General features: G+C 70.6%; 16 protein-coding genes. 11 read left to right on the top strand and 5 right to left on the bottom strand.

What is annotated here, in order from left to right; all coding sequences use genetic code 11:
* Positions 1 to 5 precede the first annotated feature (5 nt).
* The gene (locus ACFY0U_RS30975) at positions 6 to 1,487 is read right to left on the bottom strand and encodes an aldehyde dehydrogenase family protein (RefSeq protein WP_388641422.1); all 1,482 of its coding nucleotides are present in this window, start codon (positions 1,485 to 1,487) and stop codon (positions 6 to 8) included.
* Between the two features lie 70 nt (positions 1,488 to 1,557).
* Between ACFY0U_RS30975 and ACFY0U_RS30970 the strand changes: the two genes are divergently transcribed.
* Positions 1,558 to 2,010 carry an IclR family transcriptional regulator C-terminal domain-containing protein gene (locus tag ACFY0U_RS30970; RefSeq protein WP_388641420.1) on the top strand — a complete coding sequence of 151 codons (453 nt, stop codon included), beginning with the start codon at positions 1,558 to 1,560 and terminating at the stop codon, positions 2,008 to 2,010.
* A gap of 56 nt (positions 2,011 to 2,066) precedes the next feature.
* On the opposite strand, the gene ACFY0U_RS30965 is transcribed toward ACFY0U_RS30970, so the two are convergent.
* The 3 genes from ACFY0U_RS30965 to ACFY0U_RS30955 all read right to left on the bottom strand — a co-directional run bounded on the left by ACFY0U_RS30965 (position 2,067) and on the right by ACFY0U_RS30955 (position 5,407).
* A complete protein-coding gene (locus tag ACFY0U_RS30965; protein WP_388641418.1) occupies positions 2,067 to 2,978 on the bottom strand; it encodes an SDR family NAD(P)-dependent oxidoreductase in 912 nt (303 codons plus the stop codon).
* 141 nt (positions 2,979 to 3,119) lie between these two features.
* The gene (locus ACFY0U_RS30960; protein ID WP_388641471.1) at positions 3,120 to 3,821 is read right to left on the bottom strand and encodes a response regulator; all 702 of its coding nucleotides are present in this window, start codon (positions 3,819 to 3,821) and stop codon (positions 3,120 to 3,122) included.
* Positions 3,755 to 5,407 (bottom strand): ATP-binding protein, encoded by a 1,653-nt coding sequence (locus ACFY0U_RS30955; RefSeq protein WP_388641416.1) that lies wholly within the window; start codon positions 5,405 to 5,407, stop codon positions 3,755 to 3,757. Before ACFY0U_RS30955 ends, ACFY0U_RS30960 begins: the two co-directional genes overlap by 67 nt.
* Positions 5,408 to 5,772: 365 nt before the next feature.
* Between ACFY0U_RS30955 and ACFY0U_RS30950 the strand changes: the two genes are divergently transcribed.
* The 10 genes from ACFY0U_RS30950 to ACFY0U_RS30905 all read left to right on the top strand — a co-directional run bounded on the left by ACFY0U_RS30950 (position 5,773) and on the right by ACFY0U_RS30905 (position 13,409).
* On the top strand, positions 5,773 to 7,413 hold the full coding sequence (locus ACFY0U_RS30950; RefSeq protein ID WP_388641415.1) for an AMP-binding protein: 1,641 nt from the start codon (positions 5,773 to 5,775) through the stop codon (positions 7,411 to 7,413).
* Positions 7,414 to 7,544: 131 nt separating this feature from the next.
* A complete protein-coding gene (locus tag ACFY0U_RS30945; RefSeq protein WP_388641413.1) occupies positions 7,545 to 7,829 on the top strand; it encodes a hypothetical protein in 285 nt (94 codons plus the stop codon).
* A 98-nt stretch (positions 7,830 to 7,927) separates the two neighbouring features.
* Positions 7,928 to 8,134, top strand: a complete 207-nt coding sequence (locus ACFY0U_RS30940) for a hypothetical protein (protein ID WP_388641411.1) — start codon at positions 7,928 to 7,930, stop codon at positions 8,132 to 8,134.
* A gap of 144 nt (positions 8,135 to 8,278) precedes the next feature.
* Positions 8,279 to 9,316: a PDR/VanB family oxidoreductase gene (locus ACFY0U_RS30935; RefSeq protein ID WP_388641409.1), complete on the top strand. Its 1,038-nt coding sequence runs from the start codon at positions 8,279 to 8,281 to the stop codon at positions 9,314 to 9,316.
* 62 nt (positions 9,317 to 9,378) lie between these two features.
* A complete protein-coding gene (locus ACFY0U_RS30930; protein ID WP_388641408.1) occupies positions 9,379 to 10,425 on the top strand; it encodes a Rieske 2Fe-2S domain-containing protein in 1,047 nt (348 codons plus the stop codon).
* Complete coding sequence (locus ACFY0U_RS30925) at positions 10,422 to 11,138, top strand: alpha/beta hydrolase (protein WP_388641406.1); 717 nt, start codon at positions 10,422 to 10,424, stop codon at positions 11,136 to 11,138. The genes ACFY0U_RS30930 and ACFY0U_RS30925 overlap by 4 nt, the downstream gene beginning before the upstream one ends.
* A gap of 4 nt (positions 11,139 to 11,142) precedes the next feature.
* The gene (locus tag ACFY0U_RS30920; RefSeq protein ID WP_225877192.1) at positions 11,143 to 11,439 is read left to right on the top strand and encodes a muconolactone Delta-isomerase family protein; all 297 of its coding nucleotides are present in this window, start codon (positions 11,143 to 11,145) and stop codon (positions 11,437 to 11,439) included.
* On the top strand, positions 11,436 to 12,179 hold the full coding sequence (locus ACFY0U_RS30915) for an SDR family NAD(P)-dependent oxidoreductase (RefSeq protein ID WP_388641405.1): 744 nt from the start codon (positions 11,436 to 11,438) through the stop codon (positions 12,177 to 12,179). Before ACFY0U_RS30920 ends, ACFY0U_RS30915 begins: the two co-directional genes overlap by 4 nt.
* A gap of 32 nt (positions 12,180 to 12,211) precedes the next feature.
* Entirely contained in the window at positions 12,212 to 12,568 is a 357-nt protein-coding gene (locus tag ACFY0U_RS30910; RefSeq protein ID WP_388641403.1) for a protocatechuate 3,4-dioxygenase, read from the top strand.
* A gap of 1 nt (position 12,569) precedes the next feature.
* A complete protein-coding gene (locus ACFY0U_RS30905) occupies positions 12,570 to 13,409 on the top strand; it encodes a class III extradiol dioxygenase subunit beta (protein ID WP_388641469.1) in 840 nt (279 codons plus the stop codon).
* A gap of 34 nt (positions 13,410 to 13,443) precedes the next feature.
* Here the strand turns inward: ACFY0U_RS30905 and ACFY0U_RS30900 are convergent, their stop codons facing one another.
* Positions 13,444 to 14,019: a TetR/AcrR family transcriptional regulator gene (locus ACFY0U_RS30900; protein ID WP_388641402.1), complete on the bottom strand. Its 576-nt coding sequence runs from the start codon at positions 14,017 to 14,019 to the stop codon at positions 13,444 to 13,446.
* Between the last annotated feature and the right edge of the window lie 58 nt (positions 14,020 to 14,077).

The raw sequence follows: 14,077 nt of genomic DNA, 5'->3' as shown, positions 1-14,077 counted from the left end.
AGCCTCTATCCGTGCCTGGTGATGGTGTGCGCCTCGGTGAAGGAGAGCAGGCCCTCCGGGCCCATCTCGCGTCCGATACCGCTCTGCCGGAAGCCGCCGAACGGAGCCCGGTCATCGCACGCGACGGCGTTGGCGTGGTTGATCCAGGTGGTGCCGGTGCGCAGTCGTTCCGCGAGGGCGGCCGCGCGGGCGGCATCGGCGCTCCAGACCGAGGAGCACAGTCCCGACCAGTCGCTGTTGACCTGGTGCAGTACGGAGTCGACGTCGTCGAAGGGCAGGATCGGCAGGGCGGGGCCGAACTGTTCCTCGGTGACGATCCGCAGGCCGGTGTCCGGGGCGAGGACGAGGGCGGGGCGCAGGTAGTGGCCCTGGGAGGCGGCCGCGCCGGGGGCCAGGGTGCCCAGTTCGCGCACTTCGGCTCCGGCTCCGGCGGCCTGGGCGAGCATGGCCGCCACCTTGTCACGCTGTGCGGCGCTGTTGAGGGGGCCCATGGTCGAGGCGGGATCGTCTCCGGGCCCCACACGCTGGGTGTCGAGGGCGGAGGAGAGCGCGTCGACGAGTTCGTCGTAGCGGGAGCGGTGGACGTAGACCCGCTTGACGGCCATGCAGACCTGACCGCTCGTCAGGAAGGCGCCCTGGACGAGCCGTCCGATGTGCTCCTGGTCCAGTACGGCGTCGTCGAGGACGATCGCGGGGTCGTTGCCGCCGAGTTCGAGCGTCACCGAGGCGAGGTTCTGTGCGGCGGTGGCCATGATGTGCTTGCCGGCGGCCGTGCTGCCGGTGAAGACGATCTTCCGTACGCGAGGGTCGGTGAGCAGCGGGGCGACCGCTTCGTTGCTGCCCGTCACGACGTTCAGCACCCCGACCGGGAGTCCTGCGGCGAACAGCTCCAGCGTGCGCACCATGGCCAGCGGCACGGTGGGCGGGGGCTTGACCACGGCCGTGTTCCCGGCGAGCAGCGCGTACGGCAGGCTCGCGCCGAGGATCGCGATCGGCCAGTTGAACGGCACGATGACGGTGACCACGCCCATGGGGAGGCGGTGGATGTACGAGGTCAGCGGCGGGCCGTCGAGACGCCGCACCTGGTCCAGGGAGTCGACCAGGTCGATCGCCGCCCGGGTGCGGGCCACGAAGACCCCCATCTCGATCTGGCTCTCGAAGGAGATCTTGCCGTTCTCGCGGGTCATCAGGGCCGCTCGCTCGGCCTCACTGCCGTCGAGCAGGGTGAGCGCCTCACTGATGATCTCCGCTCGCCGACGGGCGGGCATCGCGGCCCAGGCGGGGAACGCGGCATCCGCGGCCGCGACCGCCGCGCGGGCTTGCTCGGGAGTCGCCGCGGCTGCGTGGCCGACGACCAGGTCGGGGGCGGCGGGGTTGCGAACGGCCGTCCACGCCTCGGTCTCGACGGTCTTGCCGTCAATGAGCAGTCCGGTCCGGACGGGCGCCGCCCCGGTCTCCTGCGGTGCTGTAGGAACTCTTTCGGACATGCGACTCTCCTGGAAGGATCAAGAAGCGCGGGAAAGAAGGACGTGCGACGCCTGACGGACAATCATCGGCATGGCGGACACACATGGGGCTGACCGGCCCGGGATCCTCCGGCCGCAGCCGAGGAGCCACGTGCCACGCCACGGAACAGGACCGGATTTCATCGATGCACTCGCCCGGAGGCTGGCGGACCGACGAGTCGTGCTCCGTGGCTCGGCTGGATGGATCGGACATCATCTGTGTGGCCCGGGTGGCCAGCCCGGCCCCGACGAACGCGACGCGGCCCTGCGCGAGGTGCGGGCTCGTGGGTGGGCGCTGACGGACCAACAACTGGCGCCCGGCATTCGGTCAGTCGCGGCCCCGTCGCGTGACGGCTCCGGCCAGGTCATCGCGGCACTCAACGTCCACAGCCACGCGGGCCGAGACATCGGCCAACGGCTTGTCGAGGAGCAACCGCCGCTGTTGCAGACCGCGGGAGACATCAGCGCGGATTTCACCCGCGTCGCCGCTGCCCCGCAGACCTGAACAGCCATTGCCCCTGGCACGGATCTGAGCGCGCCGTCAGAGAGGCCGCGTGCGCGTCACGCCTCCTCAAGGGCTTTCAGATCGAGGGGTGTGGGCCTGAAGTCCTGGAGTCGGTCCGCATAGGCGCCTGAGAACAGTTCCGCGACCGATCCGGCGGTCCAGCCGCCCCGCCCGAACCGCTCCTCGACCTCACCGGGATGCGTCCACAGGGCGATCCGGTCGCCTCCCGCCGCGATGGCCTGTCCGGTGACGTGGGCCGACTCCTTGGACGCGAGGTACACGATCACCGGGGCCACGTCCTGCGGCGATCCCAGCCCCTGCCGCCGGATGGCGTCGGGAACGGGCTCCCCCGCGTCCACCTGCGCCACAAGGTCACCGACCCGGGGCATGGTCGCCACCATGCGAGTCAGCGCGGTCGGCACGACGGCGTTGACGGTGACATCGATCTTCGCAAGCTCGAGCGCCCACGTGCGCGTCATCGCCACGATCGCGCCCTTGGACGCCGAATACGCGGTCTGGCCGAAGCTGGCGCGCTGCCCGGCCGGTGATCCCACCAGGATGAGCCGACCGCCCTCGCCCTGTTCGCGGAAGCGGGCAGCCGCCGCGCGACCACAGGTGAACGTACCGCGCAGATGGCTGTTGACGACGAGGTCGAAGTCGTCGTCGGTGGTGTTGCGCAGGGTCCGGTCGCGCAGCGCACCGGCGTTGGTGACCATCACGTCCAGCCGGCCGAACTCGTCGACCGCGCGCCGCACCAGCGCGTCGGCGAACTCGGAACCTCCGACCGCACCGACATGGGCGACGGCCGTTCCGCCCGCGGCCGTGATCAGGTCGACCGTCTCCGTGGCCACGTCGGCGTCCAGGTCGTTCACGACGACGGCGGCACCCGCCGCGGCCATCGCGCGAGCATAGGCACGTCCCAGGCCTCGGCCCGAACCTGTGACGATGGCGACTTTGCCGTCGAGCATGCTGTCCTCCTGAACTGGGGCGATAGGGCGACCCCTTGAGCGTAGGAACGCCTGGGCCCGTGAGGATCCCGCTGATGACGGCACGCGCGGCCGACCTGTGTCCCGGCAGGTCCGGGACATCCGTCGCGGTCGGCAGGTCGGTCAGCCCTTCGGGGGCACCAGTCCTTGCCGCACCGCGAGCAACGCCGCCTGCGTGCGGGAGGTGAGCCGGAGTTTGCGCAGAACGTTGCTCACGTGGGTGCGGGCGGTGCGCTCGCTGATCACCAACTCGTCGGCGATCTGCTGGTTCGACCGGCCCTCGGCGACGAGGACGAGGACGTCGCGTTCCCGGCTGGTGAGCGAGCCGAGCCCGGTCGGCGGCGACACGATCTCCTGGGTGAGCCCTCTGGCCACCGCGGGGTCGAGGAAGACCTCGCCCCGGGCAGCCGCGCGGATCGCGGCGACCACCTCACTCGCGTCGGCGTCCTTGAGCAGGTAGCCGGCGGCCCCCTGCGCGAGCGCCGCGTGCACGCGTTCCATCTCGCCGAAGCTGGTGAGCACCACAACTCGCAGACCAGGGTGACGCTGTTTGATCGCTCCGATCGCCGTCGCCCCGTCCATCCTGGGCATCAGCAGGTCGATCAGGACCACGTCCGGCAGTTCCCGGTGAGCGGCCATCGCGTCGAGCCTGGTGAGTGCCTCCTGGCCGTCGGCGGCCTCCGCGGCCACTTCCATGTCGTCCAGGACTTCGAGATAGGCGCGGATTCCGCGGCGTACGACGGCGTGGTCGTCGACGATCAGGACCCGGACCGGGCGGGGTCCTCCGTTTCCCGCAGCGGAACCGCCGCTGGGATGCTCCCTGATCCCTCCGAGCCCGGGGGCGACTGCGGCACTCGTACGGGAAGGGGTATGACGACCCGTACGGTCGTGCCGCTCCTCGCGCCGGATCTGATCCTCATGGTGCCGCCCCATCGCTCTGTCCTTTCCCGCATGGTCCTCAGTCCGTAGCCGTGATGTCCGGTGGCCGTGGCCGCCTCGCCGTCCTCGCTCTCCTGCGCCGCTCGTCGCCCGCCGGATTCCGTGATCCCGCGGCCGTCGTCGCGGATGACGGCGGTCAGGGTGTGGTCGTGTACGGCGAGGCGGATGGTGACGGTGGTGGCCTCCGCGTGCTTGACCACGTTGTGGATGGCCTCCCCCACGATCCGGTACATGTCCTCGGCCAATTCCGGTTCGACCGTGTCCACTTGGTGTCCGCACTCCAGCCGGATGCCGAGGCCTGTCCGGTTCTCGGTGCTCTTGACGAGCGTGGTCACCGCGTCCTCAAGACCGAGCCGGAGGGAGGAGGCGGGACGCAGTTCGTGCACCATGGCCCTCAGGTCGGCGAGGACGGTTCGCGAGAGAGACCCGACCTCGTCCGCGAAGGCCCGGACCGCTTCCGCCGGCACCGCTTTGTCCCGCGCGCCCAGCACTCCGACGGCGTTGGCCTGCATACCGATGGAGAACACCTGCTGCACAATCGAGTCGTGCAGGTCGCGGGCGAGGCGCTGACGCTCGTTGCGGCGGGCGCCCTCGCGCTCCCGCTGAAGCAGCGTGGCGTAGTCGACGGCGAGGGCGGCCTGTTCCGCCATGGCGGCGAGGAACTCCAGGGTCCGGCTCCCGATCTCCTGCCCGGGGGCGAAGTAGGCGTTCAGCACCCCTTCGGGACGGCCGCGCGCCATCAACGGCACACTGACGAAGGAGTCCCAGTTCAGCTCCCCGAGGTAGGCGTGCAGCGGTTCCCAGGCCGGGTCCTCGAGGATCTGGGCCCACCGGTGCGGCACGACGATCGGCCTGCGCTCCTTCAGGGTGTCCAGCATGCACAGCCGGGCGCCCCGGTCACGGCACTCCAGCAGGCGATCGAGGAACGCGTCCCAGTGCCGCAGCCCCGCGGAGCCCATCAACCGCAGTTCCCGGCCGGTGCTGTCGAGGGTGAGGATCTGCACGCCGGCCAGGCCGTCCGCCTGGACGATCTGCTGGGCCACCGCGTCCAGTGTGGAGCCGAGCGAGCCCTCCGAGGCCAGTGCGATCGACGTCCGGGCCATCGCGGCGATCCTGCGCTGCCGGTGCCATTCGTCGGTGACGTCGCGGAACGACACCACCGTGAACTTCGGGTCGGCCGGCAGACTGCGGGCGCGGTAGGCGAACTCACGTCGGGGTCCGCGGGCGGGCTCCCAGTGGGCCACCTGCTCGTCCGACCGGACCTCCAGCAGCCCCGCGCGGCACTCGGCGGCTCCCTCCACCAGGGTGAACGGGGACGGCGCACCGATGAGGTCACCCTCCGCGTCCGCCCGAAGCAGCGCGGCCGCCGCCGGGTTCAGCCGTACGAACCGGCCCACGCAGTCCAGAACGGCGAGGCCGTCCGGCGCGACGGCGGCGATGTCGTCCCACCCCACGAGCGGCGACGCGGACATGACCGATCTCCCTCGACATCGACGAAGAACCCGCCCCTCAGACCTGTGTGACAGGGACGCGTTCGGAACCGTGGGCCCGCGTCGTACGCGTCGGCCGGTGTGGGGACGAAGGCGACTTGCGCCCGGCCACAGCATCGTAGCCCGGCGTATTCGAGGTGGTCCTACGTCATTCGACCTGTTCGTCGGCAGGTCGAAGCGCAGAGCCGCTTCAGTCATTGCTCGCGTTCCCCGCGGGGAGGGCGCTGCATAGGTTGAGCGGACACCCCGCGGATCGTTACTCCCCCCCAAGGATCCGCGGGGCCCTACGAACGGTCTGCCCGGCCGTGCGCTCCGCGTAGGCCATCGAGGACGAGGAGGTCCGAGACGTGAACGTGTCCATCGGCACGATCTGGGAGGCGGTCTGCCGCGCGCTGCCCGACGCCGTCGCCATCACGGAACCCGGCCGTGAGACCACGTACCGCGACTTCGACGAGCGCGCGTCACGACTGGCCGCCGCACTGGAAACCGCCGGGGTGGGCGAGGGCGACACCGTGGCCTGCTATCTGTACAACGGCGCCGCCTACCTGGAGACGGTCTTCGCCGCCTTCAAGCTCGGTGCCGTACCGGTGAACGCCAACTACCGCTACACCGGCGAGGAACTTTCCGAGCTGCTGACCGACGCCGACGCCGCCGCGCTCGTCTTCAGCGGCGCCCTGGCCGACCGCGTCACGCATGCCGCGAAGCATGTGCGCACCCTGAAGCTGATGGTTGGGGTGGGCGAGCCGCCCACCGACGGTCCGGGCGGGCCCGCGGTGCCCGAACTGGAGGAGCTGCTGACCGCGCACGCGCCGCGCGAGCATCGGCGACGGCCCGGCACGGACCAGCTGTTCATGTACACCGGCGGGACCACGGGCAAGCCGAAGGGCGTCATCTGGCAGCTGAGCGACCTGCTGCGCGCCCACGTGGTCCCGTTCTACCACCCGCTCGGAGTCACCGAACTCCCCGCAAGCCCCGACGAGGCCGTGGCCATCGCCGTCAAGGCACGCCACGAAGGCCGCGCGCCGACCACGATGCCCGTCGTCCCCCTGATGCACGCCACCGGGCTGTTCAACACCATGGGCGCCCTGATGACAGGAGGCCGGGCGGTCACCGCACGAGCGGGCGGCCTCGACCCGCAACATGTCTGGCGCGTGATCGCCGAGCAGCGGGTCGATACGGCCGTCATCGCGGGCAACGCCGTGTGCCGCCCGCTCGTCGACGAACTCCTGCGGGCTGAGAAGGCCGGAACACCGCACGACCTGCGCTCGTTGCGCCGCATGATCAGTTCCGGCACCGCGCTCAGCGATCCGCTCAAGAGGGCACTGCACGAACGTGCAGACATCACCATCACCGAAGCCATCGCATCGAGCGAAGGGGGCCCTTTCGCCTTCGCGATCACCTCCTCGGCAGAGGATCTGCCCTCGCGTTTCCGCCCCGTTGCGGCGACGCGGGTGATCGGTCCCGATGACCGCTTTCTCGAACCGGGCAGCGACGAGACGGGCGTCCTCGCCTATTGCGGGCCCATGCCGCTCGGCTACTACAAGGACACCGAGAAGAGCGCGAAGGCGTACCGCACCATCGAGGGGGTCCGGTACGCGATCCCGGGCGACCTGGCCCGACTTGAGGCCGACGGCGCGATCCGGTTCCTCGGACGTGGTTCGGGCGTGATCAACACGGGCGGGGAGAAGGTGCACCCGCAGGAGGTGGAGACCGTACTGCTGGGGCATCCCGAGGTGACGGACTGTGCCGTCGTCGGCGTCCCCGACGAGACCTGGGGCGAGCGTGTGGCGGCCGTCGTGGCGGTCCGGCCGGGCAGCACCGTCACCGGTGACGAACTGCGCGACCTGGTCCGGCGGAGTCTCGCCGGGTACAAGGTGCCGCGTTCCCTCGTCCTGACGGACAGACTGCCGCGGACCCCGACCGGCAAGCTCGAGACGGCCTGGGCCAGGAAGACGGCCCAGGAAGCCGGCTCGGCCGACGGAATGTGACTCAGCTCGCGCGATGCCCGGCCTGACGTCGGCTCGGCCGGCGCCGAACCGTTCACAGAGGCCCCGCCCCCTCCCCAGGGCACGGCACTTCGCACCACGCCGCCCACCCCACTCGATCCTGAGGAGTCCTGATGACCTCCCGCACCTCCACTCCGTCCGAAGGGGCGCTGCTGGTGATCAGCGCGCACGCGGGCGACTTCGCCTGGCGGGACGGTCTCGCCCTGGGCGCGGAGATCGAGTTCCTGGACGCCGGGGACTCGGCTCAGGCCGTCGGCTACGACGCGAACATCACCCCGGCCTTCGACAAGAAGCACAAGGCCAAGCGCAACGCCGGCCCCAACCTCGGCCTCTCGCACGGAACCACGGGAGAGGCGTACGTGCGGCTCTACCCGCAGACGACGGGTGTTCTGGCGTGACGGCACAAGACGGGACGGATGTCCGTGGGGCTACGCACATCTGGGTTCCCTTCCGGGACACGACCCTCTACGTGCAATTCGCGGACGAAACCGACGGAGTGAACGGAACAGCCCCGACGTACGACCGCCGGAGCCTGCTGGCCGATGCCGTCGCCGAGGACGCGCTGACACGCGACGAACGCTACGGCGTACCGATGTGGCGCACCGACGTCCGACAGCTGCACGCCGTCGTAGAAGCCCTCTGGAACGAGGACGACCGCCAGGTGCGGATCCATCTCGACCAGGCTCCGCCGCGCGACGGATGACGTAGACGGGGCCACGACCATGCGCCGCCCCGGTCCGGTCATTCGAGCGATGACCTGGGCGTTCTCCGATAGCTAGCGTCGATCGTGGCGCCGCTGACCGCGGCCGGAGCGATCCCTGCCGACCGTACCGAGGAGAAGACGAACGTGACGAGCCCCCCAGCCGCCGCCCCGGACACGCACACCCTCGGTTCCGCCGAGGCAGGAACGCCGTCCGCCGCCCGGCGCGGCACCGAGTTCGAAGGCACGGCCACCGTCGTGGCCCGCCGGACGGTGGCGGACGGTGTCGTGTCGCTGGAGCTCGCGGCGAGCTCCGGCGAACCGCTGCCGCCCTGGCAGCCGGGAGCACACATCGACGTCGTCCTGCCCACGGGCGTCACCCGGCAGTACTCGCTCTGCGGCCCGGTGAAGGACACGGCCCGCTGGCGCGTGGCGGTGCTCCGAGAGCCCGCTGGACGCGGCGGATCGCAGTGGATCCACGACCACCTCGTGGAGGGCGGCGAACTCCGGGTGCGCGGCCCGCGCAACAACTTCCCGTTGCGGCCCGCGGCCCGGTACCTGTTCGTCGGCGGCGGCATCGGCATCACCCCCCTGCTCTCGATGATCGCCGAGGCCGAGGCGGCGGGGGCCGAGTGGTCCCTGCTCTACGGGGGCCGCACGCGCGCGTCCATGGCGTTCCTGCCCGAACTGGAGGGCTACGGCGAGCGCGTGGCCGTACGTCCGCAGGACCAGTACGGTCTGCTCGACCTCGCCGGTTTCCTCGGCGATCCCGACCCGTCCGCCCTGGTGTACTGCTGCGGCCCCGCGGGGCTCATCGACGCGGTCGAGGCACACTGCGCCGGCCGGCCGACCGGAGCGCTGAACGTCGAGCGGTTCGCCGCGGCGGCCGTGCGACAGCCGGCGGACGACGAGGCCGAGCAGCCGATCGAGGTGGAACTGCGGGCGTCCGGGGTGACGCTGACCGTGCCGCCCGGCCTGTCGGTCCTCAACGCCGTGGGGCAGGCGGGCATCCCGGTCCTGTCCTCCTGCGAGGAAGGCATCTGCGGCTCGTGCGAGACCCCCGTCCTGGAGGGCGAGGTCGACCACCGCGACTCACTGCTCACCGACGACGAGCGGGCAGCCAACGACACGATGCTGATCTGCGTCTCCCGCGCGCGGGGCCGACGCCTCGTCCTGGATCTCTGACACTTCGTCAATTCGACAGGCGGACCGCCCTGTTGGGCCGACGTCAAAGGAAGGACACCGCCATGGCACTGACACAGCACGTGCGCAACGGCTGGTACCTGGGAGCCTGGTCCGACGAGATCGGCCGGACCCTCAAACAGCGCTGGATCACCGACATCCCGGTCTGCTTCTACCGGCTGCCCGACCAGACCGTCACGGCCGTCGAGGACCGCTGCCCCCACCGCAAGTACCCGCTGTCGCTGGGCCACCTCGACGACGACGGAACCCTCCAGTGCGACTACCACGGCTACCGCTTCGACGGCCAAGGCGTGTGCGTCGGGGTCGCCGAGCAGGCCGACAAGCCCAAGGCGGCACTGCGCCGCTTCCCCCTGGTCGAGCGGGACGGCGCCATATGGATCTGGCCCGGGGACCCCGAGCTGGCCGACGAGAGCCTCCTGCCCGACACCTCGTGGCTGACCGATCCGAACTGGACCCATGTGCACGGGGTCGTCCCGCTGAAGGCACGGCACCTGCTGCTCCTGGAGAACCTGCTCGACCTCACCCACGAGACGTTCCTGCACCCGACCAGCATCGGAAACGCCGCCGTCGCCGCGACCCCGATCGACGTGACGGTGGACGGCGACCGGGTCGGCTTCAGCCGCCGGATGACCGGCATCGAGGCGCCGCCGTTCTACGAGAAGTCCTGCGGACTGACCTCTCCTGTGGACCGCTGGCAGGACGGCGACTTCTACCCGCCGGGCATCTTCGTCCTCAGCATCCGCGTCGCGGCCACCGGCACCGAGGAGCCGGACGGCTTCCACATGAAGGTGCTGTACGGGATGACGCCGGGACGCGGCAACGAGACGCACGACTTCTACGCGCTCGGCCGCGACTACCTCATCGACGACCAGGAGCTCACGAAGTTCCAGCATGAGCAGCAACTGGCCGTGATGCAGGAGGACGTCGACGCCCTGGAGGCGCAGGAGGTCATGTACGCCACCGACCCGGGCGGCACCGCCGAGTCCAGCATCAAGTCCGACCTCGCCGCACTCCGCGGACGCCGGGCGGTGGCGAAGATGCTCACCCGCGAACAGCAGGCCGGCGGCACGCGTCCCCGGGCGTCCGCATGAGCGGCCGCCACGTCTTCGTACTGCTCCACGGAGCCTGGCACGGCGGCTGGGTGTGGCAGCGTGTCGCCCCGCTGCTGCGCGCGGCCGGACACGAGGTCCACACCCCCACGTTGACCGGGGTGAGCGACCGCGCCCATCTGCTGAGCCCGCAGATCGGACTCGGCACGCACGTCGAGGACGTGGTGGCGCTGATCGAGGCCCACGACGCCCGGGACGTCGTGCTCGTCGGCCACAGTTACGCGGGCCAGGTCGTCACCGGCGTCGCGGACCGGCTCCCGGACCGGCTCGCGAAGCGGGTCCACCTCGACGCCTTCGTCGGCGACGACGGTGACGCGGCGATCGATCTGCTGCCCGACCGCATCGCCGGGCACTACCGGGAGTCCGTGGCCGGGCCCGGGTTCGGCTGGCTCATCCCGGTGCGCTCGCTGGGCGTGCTCGGCGTCGAGGACCAGGCGGACCTCGACTGGCTCGGCCCGCGACTGACCCCGCACCCGTGGCTGACCTACACCGAGCCACTGCGGCTGACCGGCAAGGCCGACCAGGTCCCCGGTGCCTTCGTCGAGTGCACCGACTGGATGCGGGTGTTCACCCCGCACGCCGAGCGCGCCGCCGCCCGCGGCTGGCCGGTCCACGAGATCGCCACCGGCCACGAAGCGATGGTCACCGCCCCCGGCCGACTCGCCGAACTGCTGCTGGAGATCGCGGCAGCCTGACCCCGTGAAGGACATCCCCGTGGAATTCCTCGTCCGCACTGAGAACACCCTGCCCCCGGACACCCCCGACGACGTACGCGAGGAACTGCGCAAGGGCGAGCGCGAACGGGCCATGCAGCTCAGGGAGGCCGGCATCCTCAAGCGGCTGTGGCGGGTGCCTGGCCGCAACGCGACCATCGGCCTGTACGAGGCGGCCGACCCGGCACAGCTGCATGACGCGCTGGTCTCCCTGCCGATGTGGAAGTGGATGGACATCACCGTCGAGGCACTCGCCACCCATCCGCAGGAGAAGGCACCATGACCGGCCCTGCGAACGGCGGCCACCGGGTCGCGGTGGTCACGGGCGCCGCCGGCGGCCTGGGGCTCGCCATCGCCCGCAGACTGGCCGGGGACGGTTTCACGGTCGCCGCCCTCGACGTCGACGAACCCGACGACACCAGCTCGATCCCGGGCGGCCGGGCCTGGCGTTGCGACGTCGGGGACCCGGCCGCGACCCGCCGGGCCGTATCCGAGATCGCGGAGGCGTACGGCGGGGTCGACGTCCTCGTCAACAACGCCGGTCTGCTCTCCGGCCGGGCGCCGCTGCTGGAGACGACCCCGGAGGAGATGCACCGCTTCTTCGCCGTCAACGCCGTCGGCCCGCTGCTCATGGTGCAGGCGTGCGTGCCCTGGCTGCGCGGCAGCCCGCACCGCGGGCGGGTGGTCAATGTCGCGTCCCGCACCTTCTTCACGGGGTCCCCGGGCCAGATCGCCTACGTCGCGAGCAAGGGCGCGCTCATCGGGATGACCCGGGTGATGGCACGCGAACTGGGCGAGCACCGGATCACGGTCAACGCGGTGGCGCCCGCGCAGGTGGCCACCCCGGGCACCCGGGCGCACTCCGGCGACGAGGTGTTCGCCGCGACCATGAGCCGGCAGGCGATCAAGGAGTTCGTCACCCCGGAGCAGTTCGCGGGGTTGGTCTCCTATCTCGTCTCACCGCACGCGTCCATGGTCACCGGCCAGACGCTCGTCTGCGACGGCGGCGGGCTCCTGCACTGACCGTCGCCCACACCGGAAAGGAGAAGAACAGCATGTCCAGCACCACACCCCGGCTCCCGGGCACCTATGTCTTCGACGGCGCGGAGAACCGCCGCGGCCGAGCGTTGAACCGGCTCTGCGGGTCCCTCAAGGACGCCGGGAACCGGGAGAGGTTCACAGCCGACGAGGCCGCGTACTGCGAGACGTACGGGCTCTCGGCCGAGCAGCGGGACGCCGTTCTGCGGCGGGACTGGAACCGGATGATGGAGCTGGGCGGTTCCATCTTCTACGTGTTCAAGCTCGCCATGGTCGACCAGAAGTCCATGCAGTACCTCGGCGGGGTCTTCACAGGCATGACCACCGAGGAGTTCGCGCAGGCGCTGAAAGCGGGAGGGCGGACCTTTGGCTGAGGTGACATGGGGTCTGGCCACCTCGCACGTACCGTCGATCGGTGCGGCCATGGACCACGGAAAGACGCAGGACCCGTACTGGAAAAAGCTGTTCGACGGATACACGCCGGCGCGGGAGTGGATGGCCCGCCACACGCCTGACGTCGCGGTCGTCATTTACAACGACCACGCCAACGCGGTCGACATGAGCGTCACCCCGACCTTCGCGCTCGGGACGGCCGAGTCGTACCGGGTGGCCGACGAGGGATGGGGCAGCCGCCCGGTGCCCACCGTCACGGGCGCCCCCGAGTTCTCCGACCACCTCGTCAAGAGCCTGATCGACGCCTCCTTCGACCTGACCGTCTACCAGGAACTCGACGTCGACCACGGCCTGACCGTTCCGCTGTCGGTCTACTGCCCCGAACCCGGCGAGCGCTGGCCCTGCGCGGTGGTCCCCCTCCTGGTCAACGTCATCCAGTACCCACAGCCGACCGCCGCGCGGTGCCTGGCCCTCGGTCGCGCGCTCGGCGAGGCCATCCGCTCCTTCCCCCAGGACCTCAAGGTCGCCGTCTTCGGCACCGGCGGCATGTCCCACCAGCTCGCCGGCGCCCGCGCGGGACTGATCAACCAGGACTTCGACCGGATGTTCCTCGACGCGATCGAGCACGACCCCGAGAAACTGGCCGGGCTGACGCGCGAGGAGTACATCCGCGAGGCCGGCTCCGAGGGCATCGAGCTCATCATGTGGCTGATCATGCGCGGCGCGCTGGGACCCCGGATCCGCCGCGTGTACGACGCCTACCACGTACCGGCGTCCAACACGGCGGCCGGGATGGTGCTGTTCGAGAACCTGAGCCGGTGACATGCCGTCAGCCCAGCCGGCCCGGCGCCCCGCGTCAGCCGGAGCGGTGGCGGAGCCCGTCGAGTAGGAGGTCGAGCATGCGGCCCGCGCGGTCCCGCAGCCCCTTGTCGCTCGTGATCAGCAGGACACCCCCGAGACTGAACCCGACATCGAGCGGGTCCACGTCCGAGCGCAGAACTCCCACTTCGGCCCCGGCGTGCAGCAGTGTGCTGATGGCCGTGCTGATCCGGTCGAGACTCTCGGCGAACGGATCCTCGTCGCCGGAGGCGATGACGGCCTTCAGTGCGTCCCCCATGCCCTGCTTGGTGGCCAGGTAGTCGATGAACAGGTCCATCCACCTCCGCATGGCCTGGTCGGGCGGGAGCTGTGCGAGCAGTTCCGTGACGCTGTCGCAGACCCGGGCGAGTTCGTTGCGGTAGGTGGCCTCGAGCAGGGCCTCGCGGGTGGGGAAGTGCCGGTAGAGCGTGCCGATGCCCACGCCGGCGTCCTTGGCGATGGCCTCGAGGGACGCGTCGGTGCCGGTCTCGGAGAACGCGCGCCCCGCGGCTTCGAGCAGGCGTTCCCGGTTGCGTCGCGCGTCAGCACGCAGTCCGCGTGTGGTGGCGGTCACAGCTTTCCTTCCTTCTGGACAATCGGAGGCTCCTCCGCTTAAGGTCCGGAAGTAATCG

Origin of the sequence: Streptomyces sp. NPDC001536 (assembly GCF_042894505.1) — a bacterium.
Lineage (GTDB): Bacteria > Actinomycetota > Actinomycetes > Streptomycetales > Streptomycetaceae > Streptomyces.
This window is presented reverse-complemented; position numbering and strand designations above follow the sequence as displayed.